The following is a 21,810-nucleotide window of genomic DNA, read 5'->3' on the forward strand; positions in this document are numbered from 1 at the left end:
CTATGAGCTTCGAACCCGAGGCCTGGAAGCAGTTCGTCACCGATCATTGGGTGTTGATCCTGATCGCGGTCGTCGCGCTGCTGGTCATATTGAACGTGGTCAAAACCGTGTTAAAGTGGGTGCTGGCCGCTGCGATCATCGTGGGTGTTGTCGTTTATGGCGGCTATACGGTGAACGATCTGAAGGAGATCGGCGGGCAGGTCGTGGAGACCGCTACGTCCGCCGTCAAGGACGAGGCAGCCAAGGCGATGGCCGACGAGGCCAAAAAAGCGACTTATACGTTGAACCCGGACGGCACCTATCTCGTCAAATCTCCGAATCTGGAATTGACGGGCACCCCCAACTCCGGCGAGGTGGACGTGAAGTTCCGGAGCGTATCGCTGGGCACGTGGAAAATGGAAGGGCCCGTTCGCGACTTCGTGACGACGGCGCTGCAAGCATCGAAATGAGTTGGCTGGACGGGAACTTCGTCACTATCGCGCTGCTCGCGCTCGTAGCGGTGTCCCTGCTCCAAGGCATGAGGCGGGGCGCCAAAGGCTCCGCCAAGCAGTTGTTTCTGTTTCTGTCCGGCGCGATCTTGACGCTGCTCGCGATGGGAGCCGCCGCCTGGTGCGCGTCGGCGGCGTCGCCCGCGGTCCAGCGCTGGCTCGCGGATCGCGAATGGGCGCAGCCCGCCGCGGACGCGTCGACGTGGCGCCAGCTTGGCTACACCGCCTATTCAGGCGTGCGGGATCTCCCGCTGCTGCGTTTTGCCGTTTTGTTCTTGATCGCCTACTTGCTGCTCCGGTATGTGCTTGGCACGGTCTCCTCGCTGCTCATTCGCGTGGGCGCCGCGCCTTTTGTTCTTGTACCGGGCGGCGGGCCGGTCAGCCGGACCGTCGGTGGCCTCATCGGCGCGGCGCTGGGCGGCGGACGGGCGATCCTCGTGACCGCCGTCCTGTTCGCTTATTGCGCGCTGTCGCCGCAGAGCGTTTTCGCCCAGTATATCGAGCAGTCCGCGCTTTATCGCGAGGCGGCTGCGCAGATTATCCGGCCTGCTGCCGGCGACTTGCTGACCGAGCGGCTGCCGGTGCTCGCCGCTTCGATGCAGGGCGAGATGGATAAGCTATGGCAGAAGCGCTACGACATCATCGACGCCGACCTGCCGACGGATATCGTGAGCGCGGCGAAGGAAGTGACGGCGCAATCCGACGGCGACGAGGCGAAGGCGAGGGCGCTGTACGATTGGGTCGGCACGCGCGTCGCCTACGACAACGGAAAAGCCGAGGCGTACGAGCAGCGCGGGGAGTGGCGCGAGCAGTCGCCGGAGGATACGTTCCGCACGCGCGAGGGCGTGTGCATCGACTATGCTCGATTGTACGCGGCGATGGCGCGTTCGGTCGGTCTCAACGTGCGCGTCGTGACCGGCCAGGGCTACAACGGGCAGGGCGGCTACGGCCCGCATGCCTGGAACGAGGTGCTGCTCGGCGACCGGGGCGAGTGGATTCCGCTCGATTCGACGTGGGCGAAGACGGGGGACTGGTTCAACCCGCCGCGTTTCGACGACACGCACATTCGCTCGGCGTAGGCGGGCGCAGGAAAAAGTGCCGCTAATGGCAGATAACATGGGTTCAGCGCCTATAGCGGCAAAGACTGCCGCTATAGTGTCAAGCAGCACTTGTTTTGGGCCGATAGCGGCAAACGATGCCGTAATTCCATCTGACAACGTGTGCGGTGAAAGCGATAGCGGCAAACCGTGCCGCTAAGCGCCGCGAAGTGTGGGTTATGCGGCTGATAGCGGCAAACCGTGCCGCTATGCGCCGGAAGTGTGGGTTATGCAGCCGATAGCGGCAAATCGTGCCGCTAAGCGCCGGAAATTGTGGGGTATGCAGCCGATAGCGGCAAACCGTGCCGCTAAGCGCCGCGAAGTGTGGGTTATGCAGCCGATAGCGGCAAACCGTGCCGCTATGCGCCGGAAGTGTGGGTTATGCAGCCAATAGCGGCAAACCGTGCCGCTATTGCGCCAGGTAACTTTTGTTCTGCGCCGATAGGCATTGCCGCTATCGCAGCGCCGCCATTCAGACAGTGGCCCAAAGCACGGCCGCTTCGGCAAGATGGCTCGCTTGCGGGCCAAGCCTTTACAGGAGGAACTGACTTATGAGCGACAAGCTGACGGAAGAGGCGGAGCGGAGAGGGATACGCAACCGCCGTCACTTCAGCATTCGTCTGAACTTTTTCTTTTTTACCGTTTTCGGATTGTTTTCCGTTTTGATTATTCGTCTTGCTTATCTGCAATTCGTAGAAGGTCCCAGCCTGAAAGAGCAAGAGCATCAGATGGCGACCAAGGACGTGTCGATTCCGCCGATCCGCGGCAACATTTACGATTCGACGGGGTTTCCGATCGCGTATTCCACGTCGACGCAGTCGCTTTACTTCACGCTGGAGCCGGGCACCAAGAAGGCGGCAGGTCTCGCGCTGGCCGCAAACATTGAGGCGGTGTTCAAGCAGTACGGCGATAAGACGAAGGAACCGCTCACGGCGTCCGAGATTTACGACGATATGGACTTCGAGGGCAAAGTCCATTATCCGTTTCAGCAGCGCCGGATCAAGTCGGGGCTGACGAAGGAAGAGATCGCCTACTTCAGCGAGCACCGCGACGAGTTCAAGGGCATTGATATCGTCGAGGAAAGCATCCGCCAATACAGCACGGAGCGCGTCGCGACGCAGCTCGTCGGCTATATGAAGCAGCTGTCGGGCGCGACCTCGCTGGATTTTTACAAAAATATCAACAAGGATCAAGACGACCCTACGCTTAAATACCTGGACACGGAGGACGTCGGATTCGACGGTCTCGAGCTCATGTATCAGTCCGAGCTGCGCGGCCGCAACGGGCTGAAAACTTATCCGGTCAACAACCAGAGCCAGATTATCGGTCCTATGGAGCTGACCAAGCCGGTTAAGGGAGACAACCTGTATCTGACGATTAACAAGGATGTCCAGCTGGCCACCCAGAACGCGATTACCGAGCATCTGCAAAAAATTCGCACGTCAAACAACAAGCAGGAGCGCGCGCCGAACGCCAAGACCGGATACGCGGTGGCGATGGAGGTCAAGACGGGCAAGGTCGTCGCGATGGCGAGTATGCCCAATTACGACGCGAACGTATGGCAGGGCGGCATCAGCGCGAAAAATTACGAGCAGTTTCAGTTTTACCTAAGCAACGGCGCGATCCGCGAGGTTCAAGCGCCATACGAAGACGAGAAGGAACGCAAGAAGCACCCGTCCTCGCTCGTCAACCTGGGGTCTACGCAGAAGCCGCTCACCATCTTGCTCGGCCTGAACGAAGGTTTGATCAATACCGGCTCCCCGATGTCCGATCCGGGCTACTTCGAGTTCGGCGCCGAAGGCCACAAGACGAAGGTCCGCAACGCGGGCAGCGCCGCCAACGGCACGCTGACGCCGTCGTCGGCGATCGCCCACTCGTCCAACGCCTACATGGCCAAAATGGTCGGCAATGCGCTTTATTTGCGCGATGGAACCAAAGGACTGGACGTCTGGGACAGTTATATGAAGGAGTTCGGTCTCGGCGTCAAGACGGAGAGCGGACTGCCGGGCGAATCCAAAGGATCGGTCAACTATTATATCGAGTCCAAGCGGGGCAGCGCGCAGTCCGCGCTCATCTATTCCTCGTTCGGCCAACAGGGCCGTTATACGGCGCTGCAGCTGGCGCAGTACGCGACGACCCTCGCGAGCCGCGGCACGCGACTCAAACCGCAATTCGTCGACCGCATCGAAGATACGGACGGCAACGTCGTGCAAGACTACGAGGCTGAAGTGCTCAATAAGATCGAATTTCCGAAGAGCTACTGGCAGACGATCGAGAGCGGCATGTCGCAGGTCAAGGTGCAGGGCTTCGAGGACTTCAAGTACTCGTTTCGGCGCAAGACCGGTACGTCGGAGCAGGACGTCGGCGGCGGACGCGTCGAGAACGCGGTGTTCATCGCCTACGCGCCTGCCAACGATCCCAAGCTCGCGGTTGCGGTCGTCGTCCCTGAGGGCGGCTACGGCGGCTGGGGCGCGGCGCCGATCGCGCGCAAGATTTTCGACGCTTACGATGCAGCGGTCGGCTTGACGGATGCGGGACCTGCGAAGTCCGCGACGAACACGTCAGCAGGGCAGTGAGAAACAAATGAACCAGAGTGATTAGAAGTATCGATTATTGCTCCGTCTGCACGACCGTGTTCTCCCGCGAGAGCCGATCTGCGGGCGGGGCTTTTTTAAATGAAAGGAAATTGGGGAATTTATCCTTATCTTTTAATAACGGAGGACCCGCCCATGCACGAAAAAGTGATGGTGATCGAAGACGAGCGGAAAATTGCCGACGCCATCGCCTACGCCTTGAAGCGTGAAGGCTATGAGGTCGAGACGGTCTACGACGGCGGCAAGGCGTTGGCGAGACTGAGCGTCTACCAGCCGGAAGCCATTGTCCTGGACGTAATGCTGCCGGGCATGGACGGTTATGACATTCTCAAGAAGCTGCAGAACAAAGGACGTATCGGCGTCATTATGCTGACGGCCAAGGAGGATATCGTCAACAAAATTCTCGGGCTGGAGCTTGGCGCCGACGATTATATGACCAAGCCGTTCGATATGCGGGAGCTGCTGGCGCGTCTCCGGTCGCTGCTGCGGAGAATGCAGGCGGCCGGGGGTAAAGAGGAAGCGGCCGAGATCGAGTTGGAAGGCGTCTCGCTGCATATCGGCAAAAGGCGGGCGGAGGCGGGTGGGAGACAGCTTGACCTGACGCCCAAGGAGTTCGACCTGCTGGCGCAGCTGGCAGCACGGCCCGGCCTGGTATACACAAGGGAGCAGCTGCTGGACCTGGTGTGGGGTATGGATTTTGCAGGAGGTACGAGGACCGTTGATATCCATGTGCAGCGGCTGAGAAAAAAACTGGGCGAGCCGTACAGCGAGGTTATTCAGACCGTGCACGGGATCGGTTATAAAGCCGCGGGAGGCGGGCGCGTTGAGAATTAGCATCAAGCTCAAGACAAGCGCTTTTTTGGCCGCGCTTCTGCTGTTGACGGTTATCGTGCTGAGTCTGCTCGTGCTCCAGGGCATTCAGAAAAATCAGCGGGTGCAGGTCGAGCAGTTCTTGGCCCAGCAGGCTGCGACGGCGAATACGTACTTGCGCCAGTCGCTGACGGCCCAGTTGAACAAAGTACCCGAGACTTACCTCGCTTCCAAGGGAGCGGAATTCGGCAAGCAGCTGGAAATGATCAGCGGTCAGGCGATCGAATTGTACGACGCCGACGGGAAGGCTATCTATAAAAACAAATCCGGCGCCTTGTCTGCGGGCATCGGCCAGACGTTGACTTATGCCCTTCAGCAAAAAACGGCTTACCTGGTCGAAGGTGATTCTCTTTACTACCTTTCTCCCTTGAAAGTCGCCAACGAGCAGGTAGGCGTCGTGCAGTTTTATTACGACCTGGCTGCGAACGACGTTTTTTACCACGAGATCAGGCAGCTTTTCGTATATATCGGCGCCGGTACGTTTTTGCTCAGCTTTATTTTGGCTTATTTTTATTTTAACGCGCTCTCCGGCAGCATTATCAAGCTGAATCGGACGGTGAACCGGATCAGGGAAGGCAGCTACGAGACGGCCGGCGTGAAGCGCAGGGACGAGATCGGCGAGCTTGGCGAAGGCATTCGCATGATGAGCGAGCGCATCAGGCAGACGATCCGGGACAAGGACGACGAGCGGGAAAAGCTGAAGCTGGCGGTCGACAAGCTGTCCCAGCTGGATCAACAGCAGAAGGAGTTTATCGGCAATGTCACGCATGAATTCAAAACGCCCTTAACTTCGATTAAAGCCTATCTCGATCTCATGGATATGTATCCGGACGACGAGGAGCTGCTGCAGACGGCCAAGACGAACATCGCCGGCGACACGCAACGCTTGTACGAAATGGTCGAGAAGGTGCTGAGGCTATCCGCGCTGGAGAAATACGATTTTGAATTTTCCAAGGAAAAGGTGGATGTGCGTCAGACGACCGAGTCGGTGCTCGGCAGTCTGCAGGGCAAGATGGAGAAGTTCGGCCTCCGTCTGGAGACGAACCTGTCGGAAGCCAGCGCGGACGCGGACCGCGACAGCTTGACGATTGTGCTGATGAATCTGCTGGACAACGCGATCAAGTATAACAAGGCCAAAGGCAGCATCAGCGTCAGCTGCGCGGAGCGGGCCGGTCAAGTCGTCATCGAGATTGCCGATACGGGCATCGGCATTCCGCAAGCGGTCGTGCACAAAATTTTCGAGCCTTTTTATACGGTGGATAAGAACCGGTCGCGGGAAAACGGCGGCGCCGGCCTGGGACTTGCGTTGGCTAAAAAGTATGCGGAAATGCAAGGCGGCTCCATCGCGCTCCTGCGGTCGGATGCGGAGGGGACGACGTTCAGCGTCGCGTATCCGGCGTGGAGCGGCGGAGAATCCTCGTAATTGTGGCGTAAATTCGATATGTTTGTTTACATTTTCGAAACATTCGGTCGTACTTTATCAACATTCGGCTGTTAAATTGAAGGGCAAGGAGGGGATAACAATGAAAGCAAACGTATTGAAATTCGCAGTGGCCGTTCCGGCGCTGCTCATGACGCTCGCCGCATGCAGCGACAATCAGGCCGGCAACCGCGAGGTGATCAAGGAGCCCGGCAAAACGATAACGGTCATCGACGATGCCGGCAAGGAAGCGGGCACGCCCGATATAACACTGGGTAAAATCGAACCTCACGAGCATGTCGCGATTACCGGCTGGCTTGACGAAGAGACTACGGTCGCGATTAAAGCCAATGAAGCGCTGGGCAAGATGAGTCTGGAAGAGCTGGCCGATTCCTACCCGAGGAGTCTTTACCGCTACAATCTCGGAACCAAGAAGTTCGAACCGCTGAAGGAACAGAAAAACGTGAATTTGGGCGACGGGGAGCTGTCGCCTGATAAAAAGCATCTGCTCTACAGCGAGTTTTCGATGGGCGATCCAATCTACCGCGTGCTGGACCTTGCGACGATGGATTCGTTCCCGATTACCGGCGGACCGACGGCCGGCGCGATGAGCGCGCATTGGACGGACGACGGCAAGGTAATCGGCGCCGCATACAGCGGTGGAGCCTATACGGCGAGTACCGACGGCAAGATCGAGGCTGTCAAAGGGGTTCCGGCGGAAGGTCTGATCATCGTGAGGCAGATGAACGGCAAGATTTATTACAATAGCAATGCGGACGAGACGCTGCATATGGCAGACCCGGCCACAGGTACGCAGACCAATCTGAATCTGGCGCGCGTAGCCGATCTGGTGCCGTCCCCGGACGGTAAGCAGATGCTTGTGCTGCAGTACGCCGATTCCAAAAAGACGTTGACGATGTACGATGCCGACGGGAAAAATCCGAAAGTCATCGCGGAGGGCACGGAGCTTGACGGCGTTTCCTGGTCGCCGGATCAGCGGCTGATCGCATACGGTCTCAAAGGCGCCGCGTCGGGAACGAATGTGATGGGACTTTACGTGTACGATCTGCTGGCCGACAAGTCGACCAGCATCGCGGTGGACGTCGAGAATCCGCAGACCGTCTGGAGTCCTTCCGGGCAAGCCTTTGCTTATACCGTATGGGACGGCAAGGAATTTAACAGCAGCGTCGTTCATCTGACGTTGGGGATGAAATAACGCTTGGATACGAGGATCGTCACCATGCCCGAAGCACTTCGCGCCGGGCGGCTGACGATCTTTTTTTGTCGTTATGGCGCTTGCCGATGATGTTAAGCACCTGTTAAGCCCTCAATGATAATTTGGGCTAGATAGGTCAACGAATTAACGATGAACCTAACTTTCAGACAGAGGTGCAAGATGCGAACTCATCCGGCTATGCGTGTGCTTAACTTGATCGTATTAGGCATCCTCATTCTGACGGCCGCCAATCCGGGCGGCGCGGCTTATGCCAATATCGATCCGGAGAACCCGTCGACGGGTCTGATCTACAATCAGGACGGCTTCGGCTACAGCGGGCAGATCGCTCCCCATCCGCTTGGCTCGGTTGTTGAGATGAAGGCCTACAGCAATTGGCCTGCGGGATTAAACAAAGGGACGTTTGCGTTCTCGGGCGGCGTATTCGACGGGCAAAACGTATGGATGATTCCATACCAGGCCGACGGCGTCTTAAAGATCGACAAAGATTCTGCGGCGATGTCCGTATACAAGGACTGGCCGAGCGGTTTTGTTAAAACGCCGCCAACGGGCACGATCGCGTTTTCTTCGGGCGTATTCGACGGACAATCGATCTGGATGATTCCTTATAGCGCGGACCGGGTCATCAAAGTGGACAAGGATACGGGCGTTATGACGGGGTATAACAATTGGCCCGCCGGTACCACTTCGATCGGCATTACCGCGTTCAGCGGCGGCGTGTATGACGGGCATAACATTTGGCTCGTGCCCGCGGCCGTGAATAAGGTGGTCAAGCTGGACCCGACAACAGGCGCGATGACGGGATATGACTCATGGCCAACCGGTTTTAATGGCGCAGGCGGCTTTAGGGGCGGTCTTTTCGACGGCCGGTATGTGTGGCTGATTCCAAGCAGCGCCAATCAGGTCGTCAGGCTGGATCCCGCTACGGGCGCGATGGTCGGCTACAGCGTTTGGCCTGGAGGTTTTGATAAGTCGAAGAATAGCTTTAGCGGCGGCGTGCTGGCAGGGCAGTACCTGTGGATGTTCCCCGCTAGCGGAAACGGGACGAACGAAACGGTCAAGCTGAAGACGTCATCTGGCGAGATGACTGCATACAGCGACTGGCCGTCCGATCTGGCGTCAGCGTCATACTACCGAAGATTCAGCGGCGGCACATTCGATGGACAAAGCATCTGGATGGCGCCAAGTACCCAGCAAGGGAAAACTGTTCTGCGAATCGACAAGGACAGCGGCGCAATGACAGGCTATTCCGATTGGCCTTCAAGCTTCGTTCCTTCTGGAACCAATATGTTCAGCGGCGGCGTCTTCGACGGCAAGCGGATCTGGCTGGTGCCGATGCAGGCCACTCAGGTCATCGTGCTGCAGACGAAATCGTATGCCGTTACTTACGCGGCAGGGGCGCACGGCAGCATCTCCGGCGACGCCAATCAGTCGGTCGCGCACGGCGAGTCCAGCACATCGGTTACAGCCATTGCGGATGACGGATACCAATTCGTCGATTGGAGCGACGGCAATCCGCAGGCAACCCGGTCGGACGCGAATATAACGGCTGCACTGAGCGTGACGGCCAACTTCATCGAGCAGCAGGGCCCGACGCAGGTAACCCTAGAATCGGCGGTGGCCGACGGGGTGTCCAGGGCAGCGACTTCCACCAAAATCGCGTTTACGTTCGATAAAGATATCGCGGGACTGACGGCGAACGATATCTCGATCATTGACGACACAGGCTCCGTCGTAGCGGGATCGCTCACGGGTTCGGGACGGAATTGGAGCGTGGCGTTGTCATCCGTCGTTTCTGAAGGCAACGTGAAGCTGTCCGTGAATTCGCCCGAAGGTTATGTCGTCGAGGGATTGCCTGCGACCGTTGCGGTCTACAAGGCGGCCGTGCCTGCCGCGGGCCTGACAGTGACGTCGACCGATCCGACCGGCGCGGTCAACGATGGCAAAACCAAGCTTGAGGCCGCAGAAATTCAGCCGAGCGGCAACAAGCTGATGTATCGCAATTTCGCAACCGACGCGGTCGTCGTGCCGAACGTCGGCGACACCCTGACGGGCTACACGGACCTGCCGAGCGGCGGTCTGATCGCAGCCGCGAACGGCGACAAGATTGGCGTTGCGGAAGTCGATGCCGACGGCAAAGTCGCACGCTATGGCAGTACGACGGCCGTATCGGCGAACGAGCCGGTCGTTGAGACGCCGTACGTTAATCCGACGGCTCCGGTTGAATCGTCGGTCGAGGTGCTCGTCAACGGCAAGGTCGAGAACGCCGGCAAAGCAACGACAACGGAAGTAAACGGCGTTAAAACGATGAGCATTTCTATTGACGCCGCCAAGCTTCAGGCGAAACTGGATGCCGAAGGCAACGGGGCGATCGTCATGATTCCGGTCAAGTCGGAATCGAGCGTTATCGTCGGCGAGCTCACGGGCCAGATGGTCAAAAACATGGCGAACCGGGCGGCAACGCTAGAGCTGAAGACGGACAAGGCCATCTATACGCTGCCGGCGCAGCAAATCAATATCGATGCGATGTCCGCGCAGTTTGGTGCGGACGTGAAGCTTGAAGATATCAAGATTAAGATTACGATTGCACAGACGCCGGCTTCGACGTCGCAGGTCGTCGAGAATGCGGCAACGGAAGGCGGGTTCTCCCTCCTCGTGCCGTCGATCGACTTCACGGTGACCGGTACTTATAACGGTAAAACAATCGAAGTTTCCAAGTTCAACGCTTATGTGGCGCGCACGATTGCGCTGCCTGACGGTATCGATCCCGACAAGATCACGACGGGTATCGTGGTCGATCCGGACGGTACGCTTCGCCATGTGCCGACGAAAATTACCTTGATCGACGGCAAGTACTACGCCGAGATTCACAGCCTGACGAATAGCACGTATTCAATCGTCTGGCATCCGCAGACGTTCGCGGACGTGGAAACCCATTGGGCGAAGGATGCAGTGAACGACATGGGCTCTCGCTTCGTCATCAACGGCGTAAGCGATACGACGTTTAGTCCGAACATGAGTATCACGCGGGCGGAATTCGCTGCAATCGTCGTGCGCGGGCTGGGCCTGAAGCTTGGAGAAGTCGACAATACATTCGCCGACGTGGCGGCCGATGCCTGGTATGCGAGCGCGGTTCGGGCGGCCGTCGCAAACGGCTTGATCGCGGGCTTTGAGGACGGCACGTTCCGTCCGGACGCCAAGATCACGCGCGAGCAAGCGATGTCGGTCGTCGCCAAAGCGATGAAGCTGACGGGACTGGCCGACAAAGTAGGCACGGTCGACGTATCTGCGGCATTGGCCGAATTTCCGGACAGCGCGAGCGCAGGCGGCTGGGCGAAGGATAGCATCGCGCTGGCGGCCAAGGCCGGCTTAATCAGCGGTCGCAGCGGCGGCAAGCTGGAGCCCAAAGCAGACGTGACGCGTGCAGAGGTAGCGACGCTGATCGAGCGGCTGCTCAAACAATCGGATTTGATTTAAGATCTGCCACCGGTCCCGCTTTCAAAAGCGGAACCGGTTCTTTTTTAGTCATAATTGTATTCAGTTGTTAAGTGATTGTTTAGTTTTTAGTGATAAATTGGAAATATGTCGACAAAAGTCGAGTAATCGGATTTATTCTCGGGGGAGGATTCATCTTGTACAAACGTAAAACGCAAAGACTAATGGCAATGCTTTTATTTTTCGCGATCATAGCGGGATTGCTGCCTGTCGGAGCCGTCAACGCCGGCATGCCGGCAAGCGGCGATCCGGTTTATATCTACTACTTATCGTCCGACGGCAGCAGTTCAACTGCAGGCGCTAACGACGCGCTGGTTCGCATCGGTACCGATGGCTCGAACGAGACTACGATCGCGACCGAAGTTGCTTTTATTCCAAGCGATCTGACTTTGAATATTGCCGACGAGAAGGCTTACTACTTCGCGGGAAATACTGCATCCGGGGCTGAAAAGTCCATTCAAAGCACAAGCCTGACGGCAGATTTAAAAAGCAAGGTAAAGGTTCTGGCGCAAAACCCGGCGTATAACGGTATGTTCTACGACGCTGCTAACGGCTATCTCTACTATGTATCCAATGATGGCACGGTATCTACGCCAACGGGGGGCTCGCTTAGAAGAATGAGTCCGGATGGAACGAATGACACAGTCATTAAAGACGGACTCGCTACATCGCTGGGTGATCTGGCAATGGATGTCGTCGGCGGCGTAGTTTATTACTTCGATAACACCGCAAAGCAGATCAAGAGTATTGATATCGTCTCCGGGACGACCGGTACTGTAGGACCGACGTTGGCGTCCTCTCCGGCTTATTCCGGTATGGTGTTTAACCCGGTTGACGGCTACCTTTATTATTTAACGGCGGACAGTGATTCTAGTAACGTTGGCGTCGGTGATGCATTGTTGAAAATCAAGCCCGGCGAACTAACCGGTACAACCATCAAAACGGAAGTCGCCGCAAATCCGGGCGATTTGGCAATCGATTTTGCAAGCGGTACGGCTTATTTTTTTGATACAAAAACTACAGGGTCGGCTATCAAAAAGCTGGATCTGGCTAACGGCGAAATATCTACGTTTAAGTCGCAGACTACAATGTCATACGCCGGCATGTACGTCACCTCCGGACGGCAGATCGGCTTCGACCGGGCGGCGTCAAGCCCGGCGGACGATGCGACGGCCGTAGACCCGGCTGCCGATCTGTCGCTTAAATTCAGCGGTAAAGTTCTGAAGGGAATTGCCGGCAATTTCGTTATTAAGGACCTGACGAGCAATACCGTGCTGGAGACGATTGCGAACGGCAGCTCGCAAATCACCGGTTGGGGTTCGAACATGCTGACGGTTAATCCGTCGAGTGATCTGCCGGCAGGCCATGAGATCGCGGTCACTTGGCAGAAGGCGGTCGTACAGGACTACTACAACAGCTTTATTTCGGACAATAGTTCGGATTCGTATTATAACTTTACTGTTGCCGGAACTGCCGGCGGCGGCAGCACGTTCACCGTCGTCAACACGAACGACAGCGGTGAAGGCTCGCTGCGCTGGGCGATCGCGCAGGCGGGCGCCGTAGCCGACGGCAAGGTCGTATTCGATCCGGCGCTGGCAGGGCAGACGATCACGCTGGCGTCGGATCTGACAGGCTGGGACGAATTGGCTAGTGAAGGTACGACAATCGGAAACGATTCGACGAACTTTATGCTGACCGGTCTTAAGGATGCGTCCGGCTTGCCGGCCATCACGGTGGATGGCAACGGACACGCGGGTATTCGGGCTACGGGTTCCGGTACGTTCAGCCTGTCCGATATTCGGTTTACGGGCTTCGAGCTTAACGATTCGACTGGCGTCTACAATGGATCCGGGGCCGTGCTCGCGGTCTCCGGAAGCGACTATAGCAGCGTTACGATCAGCAATGTACGCTTCGACCACAACAGAATGACATCCGAGAATAACACTTCGATCGTTGCGCTTAGCAATGATGCGCATATCGATCGGGTCGTTTTTGCGGACAATGAACTGAACGCCTTCAGGGCGGACGGACCAGCTTATCAGGCAACTTTATTATTTATGGAAACACAGAACGGCGAGATCACAAACTCCCTGTTCTTTAATAACAGCACTAGCAGTCATACAAGCGGAGATGCATACGGCGGCACGATCGGCAATTTCATGGATTTTAATTTGAAAGTAGTAAACAACACTTTCTACGGCAACAGTGTGTCCAATACGGGGACGGGTCAGGCATTGGGACCGGTCGGCTATGCCATTGAGTCCAACGTCAGTTCCGTTGAATTCTATAACAACTTAATGATTGATAACATAGCGCAAGGTCAAACGGTTTCGGCATTCGGAACGGTCTTTTATGATGATGGCGGCAAAGTTACGACACCAAACGGAAATAATGTGTACGCAGGCTTCCCTTTTATTGACGCCATAGGGGGAGACTTCCGTCTGGCAAGCTCTGCGACGGGAGCGATCGATCAGGGCGACGACAGCAAGTCCGTCGGCAGCTTTGATCTGAGCGGCAAGGCGCGCAAGGTCGGCAGCGCTGTCGATATCGGCGCATTCGAGTACGTGCCGGGACCCGTGAGCAACGATGCGTCGCTGACGAGCATCCTCGGCAAAACGGACGCTGCGCCGGGAGGCGGAGCCGGGACATACAGTGATCCGATTACATGGTCGATCAACGTGGCGAACAACGTGACGAAGCTGGACAAGGCCGATATCGTACCTGCCGACAGCAACGCGATCGTCTGGTTCTACGACAATTCGGATTTTACAAGCGGCAGCGTTTATGGCGTTCGATCGTTGAATCTGCCGGCGGGCGGATCGGCGACCGCATACATTCAGATCGATAGCGGCAGCGCAACTCGATACTACGCCGTTACCGTTAACAGAGCTGCGGCCGCAGCACCCGCCTATACAATTAACGGTACCTCGCAGCCTTGGCAAGACGCCACGCTGGCTGCGGACGGCGACGTGCTGGAGATCACGACGGACGATTCTCCCGCTTCGGCGACGCGCATTCACGTGACCGCCCCTGCGGGCTCGACCGTTACGCTGAAGGGCAAAGCAGGCAAAATCTATGACAACGTGCATGTGCTGGTCGACGAGCCGATTACGTTGAAGCTTGAAAACTTCAATATCGCGGCGCCCGCCGGCGACACCTACAACGGCATAGGCTTCGTCAAGCATAACAGTCCCGGCGATATCGTGCTTGAAACGGCGGGGAGCAATACGATCGAGGGCTTCAACGGCATTTTTTCGGATTCCAACCATCAGCTTACGATTAACGGTACGGGCACGCTAACGGCGAAGGGACGCGCTGCCGCGGATCCTGCCGCAGATAGCGGCAACGGCATCTACCTGTTGTCGGACAACACTAGCGGCAATACGAATCCCGTGGCTTCGCTGACGGTGGACGGCAGCGTCATGGTCAAGGCATACGGCGGGGATTCGGTTGGTGCCTCGGGCGGCAACGGCATTGCGCTTAATTGGGGCAATCTGCTCATAAAGAGCGGCGACGTAGAGGCGTACGGCGGCAGGACAAACGGTGATCGTACCGACCTTCCGGCCGGTTCCAGCGTCACTCACCGGGGAGGGGCGGGCGTCTATCTGGAGGAGTTCGGCTCCCAGGGCGAGGCAGGCAAGCTGAGCGTCGAAGGCGGTTCGCTGAAGGCCGTCGGCGGCGAGGCGCTGGCGGACAATGTCCGGGGCGATTTTTACGAAGGCGGCAGAGGCATTCGGGCTTACCATAGCGTGGCCGTCAGCGGCGGCACGGTGCAGAGCACCGGCGGGACCAGCGTTACGGAAAAGGGCGGCGACGGCATTTTTACGCTGAAACTCGATATTACGGGCGCTGCAGCGTCGGTTACGGCAAACGGCGGAACGAGCTTGTCCGGCTTTGAAGCGGGCACCGGACTGTACGTGACTAACGACATCGTTATCGACGGCGGTCTTGTATCGGCATCGGGCGGCAATGGCATGGCGAGTGAATACGGCATTTATTCGCCGAGCGGCAGCCTGATGATCAAGGGCGGGGCGGACGTGACCGCTTCCGGCGGCAGCGGGGCTGCTGCTGGAGCCTCGGGTGGCCCGGCGGTTTACGTGCAAGGCAATATCGTCGTCACCGATTCGTCGCGGATCAGGGCGACCGGCGGCGCCGGGCAAGTCAATGGCTCTCACGGGTTGTTTACCTATACGGGTCAAATATCGATTGATGACAACTCGTTCGTTACGGCAAGAGGCGGTAACGGCGCTACCGGAGTTGGCGGCGTAGGTCTGCGTGCCTTTGGCAACGGCAGCGGCAGCACGGTCGTGATCGCTAACGACGCAGGAGACGTCTATGTGCGTGGCGGCCAAGGCGCGTCTGTGACGCGGCCTGCTGTCATCGCGAAGGATGTGCGGATCGCGGCCGGCAACGTGGGGCCGATCGCCATGGAGGGCACGGGCAATCCTCGCTTGATCAAAAATAAATCCGGCGGCGACGATGTCTACCTGGTGACTGTCACGACGAATCCGGCCGCGGCGACATCGGTATTTTCGCAAGTGAGCGGAACGCTGGCCGGCAATTATACGTATGAGGCGCCTACGCTGGCGGACGGTCTCGCTTATATGTGGCTCCCTTCGGGAACGCAGACGGTTGGGGCGGCAGGTTATCAAAATAAAACGCCGGACGTCGTGACAGACGATACGGCATCAACCGAATTAACGCCGCTTCCAGTCATCGCCCACCTGAAGCATGGCAGTACGACGACCGATTTTACAAGCATTCAGGCTGCGCTTGACGCATCCGTGGACGGCGATACGGTTACGATTGAGGCAGGCACATATCGGGACCAATTATCAGTGACGAAAAACATCACGCTGCAAGGCGCGGGAATCGGTCAGACGATCATTGAATCTCCGAATTCCAACGAATTGGTTGCAGCCAACTGGAAGACGCTTAAAAATCAAACCTTGTATCCTGTCATCGGCGTCAAGACCTCGACGACCGGAGAAGTCGTCATTAAGGACCTGACAATAGACGGGCGCAAACAGGGCTATATTGCCGCACATGCTGGAGACGCAAACGTCTATACGTTCAACGGCATCGCAGTTCGCGATACTTCGGCGACGATCGACCAGGTAAAGGTCATCGATGTGCGGGACGTTTATTCGGATTACAGCGGAAGCCCGGTCGCTCCGCTGCCAGTCGATTATTTGCCGCAAGATCAACCTTCCGGCGCGAACCATAACGAGAGCATTCTGCTAGAAGGCGCGGCCGGCACAGGCGCGCACAAGGTGACGGTACAGAACTCGGAAATTGTTCGTTTCCACAAGACAGGCATACTTGCATGGGGACCGGCGCTTGAGGTCGACATTCATGACAACAAGTTGCAGGGACACGGCAAGACGCTTTACAGCACGGGCAACGGTATCCAAATCTCATCCTCGGATTGGAGCGTGAACGGCGGAGGCGACCGCCGAGGCACGACCGGGATCGTGAAGGACAACGAGATCTATGACATCGGCCTGGTCATTCCGGAGCCTGGAGAGACTGGCTCTTACTTGAATCTCGGGCTGGGCGGACCGACGGGAATTCTGCTGTATCAAGCGGGTGACGGCTTTGTCATCGAAGGCAACACCATTACGGGCCCATCGGTTCCGTCTTGGCATAACAGCACGACGTCCAATGACGGCGGCTATTCGAACGACGGCATCGGATTCAGCAGCAGCAAAGACCTGACGATCAGAAACAATACGATTACGGGCTTCGGTACAGGGATCGCCGAAGGCGGAGCTGTGGCCGGCTCGACGATCGAAGACAACACGTTCAGCGCGAACGAGTTGGATATCTGGACGTTGTCGGGGAACGACACGATCACGCTTGGCGCCGGCGCCGAGACGATTGCTTACAACCAGACGGGCAACGGCATCGATACGATTGACGGCTTTGGCGCAGGCGACCGTCTGAACGTCATCGGCTTCGTAGACGGATCGGTGAACGGAGAGATCGGGACGCCCGTTAATGCGGAATACGTGACGGAGACAGGCGGTACGCTAGTAATTAACGGCTACACAGACGCGCTTCCGGTCGTCGATTTCACCGGCGGCAGCGTGACGGCCGGGGACGGCACGAACGTGGCGGCTCGCTCCGTGGAAGTCTCCGTAGCGGACGGCGTGACGACGCTGTATATCGACACGGAGGGAGACGACGACGCGGCGGAGCTTGTGATCAAGCTCGCTGGTGTGTATGCGCCTGGCAATTTCAAGTTGAATGGCGGATATATTTCTTATATAACGCTGGTTCAGGCAACGGGGCTGACGGTAACGTCGACGGATCCGGCCGGCTCGAGCAATGACGGCAAGACGAAGATTGAAGCGACGCCGATACCGGCAACCGGCCACAAGCTGGTGTACTTCAACTTCGGCACGGGCACGGTGACGATCCCGAACGTCGGCGATACGCTGCCAACTTACGAGAATCTGCCAAATGATGGTCTGGTGACCGCCGCAAACGGCGACAATATCGGTGTCGCCGAAGTGGACGCAAACGGCAAGGTCGTGCACTTTGGCCAGACGACGGCGAACGTGACGGCGGAGCCGACGCCGACGCAGGCCACAGGCCTGACGGTCACGTCGACGGACCCGACCGGCGCAAGCAACGACAACAAGACGAAGCTTGAAGCGACGCCGGCACCGGCAACCGGCCACAAGCTGGTGTACTTCAATTTCGGCACGGGCACGGTGACGATCCCGAACGTTGGCGATACGCTGCCAACTTACGAGAATCTGCCAAGCGACGGCCTCGTATCCGCAGCGAACGGCGACAACATCGGCGTGGCGGAAGTGGACGCAAACGGCAAGGTCGTGCACTTTGGCCAGACGACGGCGAACGTGACGGCGGAGCCGACGCCGACGCAGGCCACGGGCCTGACGGTAACGTCGACGGACCCAGCCGGCGCGAACAATGACGGCAAGACGAAGCTTGAAGCGACGCCGGCACCTGCAACAGGCCACAAGCTGGTGTACTACAACTTCAGCACGGGCACGGTGACGATTCCAAACGTTGGCGATACGCTGCCGACTTACGAGAACCTGCCAAGCGACGGCCTCGTATCCGCAGCGAACGGCGACAACATCGGCGTGGCGGAAGTGGACGAAGATGGCAAGGTCGTGCACTTCGGCCAGACGCCGGCGAGTGTATCGAATACACCGGGCACAACGCCGGAAGCGATACCGACTGCCGCGATCAGCTACAGTGATGAGGTACTGACGGGCCTGACGCCGGGAGCGGAATATCTCATCGGCGGCGTGACTAAGACGGCGGGTATCGACGGTAAAATTGCGATCGAAGCCGGCTGGCTCGGCACATCGCTCTCGATCGTGAAGGTCGGCAACGGCACGTCGACGACGAACTCGGCGCCACAGACGCTGGTTGTGCCATCGCGTCCAACCGCGCCGACCGGTGTCGGTAAGACGGACGAAACTTCGGCCGGGAATGACGGCACGATAACCGGCGTCAACAGCACACTGGAGTACAAGAAGGGCGCGGCAGGTGCGTGGACGCCAATCACTGGCGTGACGGTAACAGGCCTTGCACCGGATACCTACTATGTGCGTACGGCTGCGACTGCAACGGCGTTTGCGTCGGAAGCGACGTCGGTAACGGTAGGGGCGTTCACGTCTACGCCGGAGACGACGCCGAATGCGGCGATCAGCTACAGCGATGAGGTACTGACGGGCCTGACGCCGGGAGCGGAATATCTCATCGGCGGCGTGACTAAGACGGCGGGTAACGACGGTAAAATTGCGATCGAAGCCGGCTGGATCGGCTCATCGCTGTCGATCGAGAAGGTCGGCAACGGTACGTCAACGACGAACTCGGCACCGCAGACGCTGGTTGTGCCATCGCGTCCAACCACGCCGACCGGCGTAGGCAAGACGGACGAGACATCGGCCGGCGGAAACAACGGTACGATCACTGGCGTCAACAGCACACTGGAGTACAAGAAGGGCGCGTCAGGTGCGTGGACGCCAATCACTGGCGAGACGGTAACAGGCCTTGCACCGGACACCTACTATGTGCGAACGGCGGCAACGGCAACAACGTTTGCATCAGAGGCGACCTCGGTGACGGTAGGGGCGTTCACGGCGACGCCGGAAGCGATACCGACTGCCGCGATCAGCTACAGCGACGAAGTGCTGACCGGTCTGACGCCGGGCGCTACCTATCTGATCGGCGGCGTGAACAAGACAGCCGACGGCAGCGGCAAGCTCACAATCGAAGCCGGCTGGCTCGGCACATCGCTGTCGATCGTTAAGGTCGGCAACGGCGCATCGACGACCGACTCGGCGGCACAGTCGCTGAGCATTCCGTCCCGTCCGGTCGCGCCGGTCGTGACAGCCAACGATGCCGCCAACACCATTGCCGGACTCGCCCTCGGCATGGAGTACGCGGTCGACGGCGGCTCCTATGTGAAATACAACGGCACCAACGCACCTGACCTGTCCGGCACGAATACCGTTCAAGTTCGCACGTCAGCTACCGAAACCGCACTGGCTGGTACGGCGGCGACGCTGCAGTTCACGCCGAATGCGCCGGCGGCGCCAAATGTATCGGCGAACGACACATTAAATACGATTGTCGGCGCAGATGCGACGATGGAGTACGCGATCGACGAAGGCAGCTGGGTGACCTTCGATCCGGCGCATCCGCCGGTCTTGAGCGGCGATCACACGGTGAAGGTTCGCGTAAAAGCGAAAGGCAGCATCCCGGCGGGCGTTGAAAAGACGATCGTTTTCACAGCCAACGGCACGTATAGCGTCCTTGGCACAGTAGTGGACGACGCGCCGGACGCCAACTTCATTACCGGTGCGGCGGTCAAGGTGATGAAGGGCAACGTCCAGATCGGCTCCACCGCATTGACCGATGCGAACGGGCACTTCAAGGTCACCGGCGTGCCAAACGGTACCTACAACCTTGTCGTTACCAAGGAAGAACAGATCATTACGATCGCCGTTACGGTAAAAGATCAGGATTACGATTTCAGTCCGCGATTTATTGTGCTGCCGAGGGGCAATAAGAACAGCGCGCTGGAGATTAAAGGAGACACGCCAAGCGTCGTCGTAGACGGGCTGAACGATCTGTTCGCAGATACGCAGCACGCCTATACGGCGGACGACCAGCAGCTTGTCGCCGACGGCGGATCGGTCAAGATCACGCTAGGCGTGGAGAAGCAGGACGCAGCCGCAGCGACGGGCGCTTCCGATCTGCTGAATCTGGCAGGCGGACAAAGCATCGACCTGTATCTGGACATGACGCTGACTAAAACGAGGATCGATACGTCCAACCAGACGACCACGACCGCACTGTCTACGGTAGGCAGTCTGCTTAAGATTATCGTGCCGTACGATCTCTCGGGTAAAACCAACGTCACGCTTTATCGCTTCCATGACGGCGTGGCGCAAAAGATGACAAAGCTGGCTCTTTCCACTGAGACGCCATCTACGGAAGGCTATATGATCGACACAATAGCCAACCATATTATTATCTGGGCGCAGAACTTCTCGACCTATGCGGTCGCCTACGGCGAGATCGTCTCCACGCCAGGCACCGTATCCGTCGGAAGCCTGACGATCGCGGCGAGCGCGGACGCAGGCGGCAGCATCAGCCCGGCAGGCAATGTCGCGGTGTCCCGCGGAGGCAGCCAGACCTTTACGATCACGCCGGATGCGGGCTATGCGATCTCGGATGTGACGGTAGACGGCAAGAGCGTAGGCAAGGTCGGCAGCTATACGTTCGCTAATGTCACGGAGGCGCATACGATTAAGGCGGTATTTGCAAAAGCGAAAGTCTCGGGACTGCCGTTCTACTATAATGGAGACGCCAAGGTGTTCATCGGTTTCTCTAGCGAAGCTTCCGGAGAAATGAAGTATATCGCGCCTGCCGGCAAGACGATCGAGTTCCAGGCTAATCCCAAGGCGTTTGGCGACATCGCAAACCATTGGGGCAAGTCTTACATCGACTTCGTCGCCGAGCGCGAGCTCTTCGTCGGCGTTAGCGACCGCACCTTTGCGCCAAACACGGGCATGACCCGCGCCATGCTGGCGACCGTCATCGGCCGCCTGTACGAGAGAAGCTACGGCCCATTGGCCGCGACCGGACAGCATGCGTTCACGGACGTGAATTACGACAGCTGGTACGGCGCGTACTTGGATTGGGCTGCGAGCAGCGGCATCGTTCAGGGCGTCGGCGGCACACGGTTCGATCCGGACCGTCAGGTGACGCGGCAGGAGCTGGCCGCGATGCTCTATCGCTTTGCGCAGTTCCTCAAGGCGGATACGAGCGCTGCGGCAGGTACGAAACTAAACTATTCCGACGCATCGGCAATCGACGCTTGGGCTGAGCAAGCGGTATTGTACGGCCAGGACAACGGTTTGATTAACGGCAGAGAGAACGGCGCCTTCGCGCCGAAGGAATCGGCGACGAGAGCGGAAGTTTCGGCGATTCTGAAGCGATTTATCGAGACCATCGTTTAAATCCACCGATATGCACCGGCCACGCTCCCCAAGAGCGGCGGCCGGTGTTTTTTTCGGACAAGGCCTCAAGATGCCAAAGATACGGGCGCCTGCTCCGC

The 21,810-nt window shown here is 58.1% G+C and carries 8 protein-coding genes; all 8 read left to right on the plus strand.

The features are described from left to right. Positions 1–2: 2 nt before the first annotated feature. The 8 genes from KB449_RS04700 (at position 3) to KB449_RS04735 (ending at position 21,712) form a co-directional block, all read left to right on the plus strand. Positions 3–449: a hypothetical protein gene (locus tag KB449_RS04700; RefSeq protein ID WP_282907260.1), complete on the plus strand. Its 447-nt coding sequence runs from the start codon at positions 3–5 to the stop codon at positions 447–449. Continuing rightward, positions 446–1,567 carry a transglutaminase domain-containing protein gene (locus KB449_RS04705; RefSeq protein WP_282907261.1) on the plus strand — a complete coding sequence of 374 codons (1,122 nt, stop codon included), beginning with the start codon at positions 446–448 and terminating at the stop codon, positions 1,565–1,567. The genes KB449_RS04700 and KB449_RS04705 overlap by 4 nt, the downstream gene beginning before the upstream one ends. Before the next feature lie 569 nt (positions 1,568–2,136). After that, on the plus strand, positions 2,137–4,161 hold the full coding sequence (locus KB449_RS04710; protein WP_282907262.1) for a peptidoglycan D,D-transpeptidase FtsI family protein: 2,025 nt from the start codon (positions 2,137–2,139) through the stop codon (positions 4,159–4,161). A 153-nt stretch (positions 4,162–4,314) separates the two neighbouring features. Next, positions 4,315–5,013, plus strand: coding sequence for a response regulator transcription factor (locus KB449_RS04715; protein ID WP_282907263.1), 699 nt, complete (start codon positions 4,315–4,317; stop codon positions 5,011–5,013). Further along, positions 5,003–6,472 carry a sensor histidine kinase gene (locus KB449_RS04720; protein ID WP_282907264.1) on the plus strand — a complete coding sequence of 490 codons (1,470 nt, stop codon included), beginning with the start codon at positions 5,003–5,005 and terminating at the stop codon, positions 6,470–6,472. The genes KB449_RS04715 and KB449_RS04720 overlap by 11 nt, the downstream gene beginning before the upstream one ends. Before the next feature lie 100 nt (positions 6,473–6,572). Further along, complete coding sequence (locus tag KB449_RS04725; protein ID WP_282907265.1) at positions 6,573–7,685, plus strand: TolB family protein; 1,113 nt, start codon at positions 6,573–6,575, stop codon at positions 7,683–7,685. A gap of 180 nt (positions 7,686–7,865) precedes the next feature. Continuing rightward, entirely contained in the window at positions 7,866–11,180 is a 3,315-nt protein-coding gene (locus KB449_RS04730; RefSeq protein WP_282907266.1) for an S-layer homology domain-containing protein, read from the plus strand. Positions 11,181–11,335: 155 nt separating this feature from the next. Beyond that, entirely contained in the window at positions 11,336–21,712 is a 10,377-nt protein-coding gene (locus tag KB449_RS04735; protein ID WP_282907267.1) for a DUF4073 domain-containing protein, read from the plus strand. The last annotated feature ends 98 nt before the right edge of the window (positions 21,713–21,810 follow it).

The sequence above is a fragment of the Cohnella hashimotonis genome, assembly GCF_030014955.1.
Taxonomy (GTDB): Bacteria; Bacillota; Bacilli; order Paenibacillales; family Paenibacillaceae; genus Cohnella; species Cohnella hashimotonis.

Coding starts and splice junctions, on each gene's coding strand:
- KB449_RS04725 (WP_282907265.1), top strand. CDS start 6,573: ATGAAAGCAAACGTATTGAAATTCGCAGTGGCCGTTCCGGCGCTGCTC.
- KB449_RS04705 (WP_282907261.1), top strand. CDS start 446: ATGAGTTGGCTGGACGGGAACTTCGTCACTATCGCGCTGCTCGCGCTC.
- KB449_RS04715 (WP_282907263.1), top strand. CDS start 4,315: ATGCACGAAAAAGTGATGGTGATCGAAGACGAGCGGAAAATTGCCGAC.
- KB449_RS04710 (WP_282907262.1), top strand. CDS start 2,137: ATGAGCGACAAGCTGACGGAAGAGGCGGAGCGGAGAGGGATACGCAAC.
- KB449_RS04700 (WP_282907260.1), top strand. CDS start 3: ATGAGCTTCGAACCCGAGGCCTGGAAGCAGTTCGTCACCGATCATTGG.
- KB449_RS04730 (WP_282907266.1), top strand. CDS start 7,866: ATGCGAACTCATCCGGCTATGCGTGTGCTTAACTTGATCGTATTAGGC.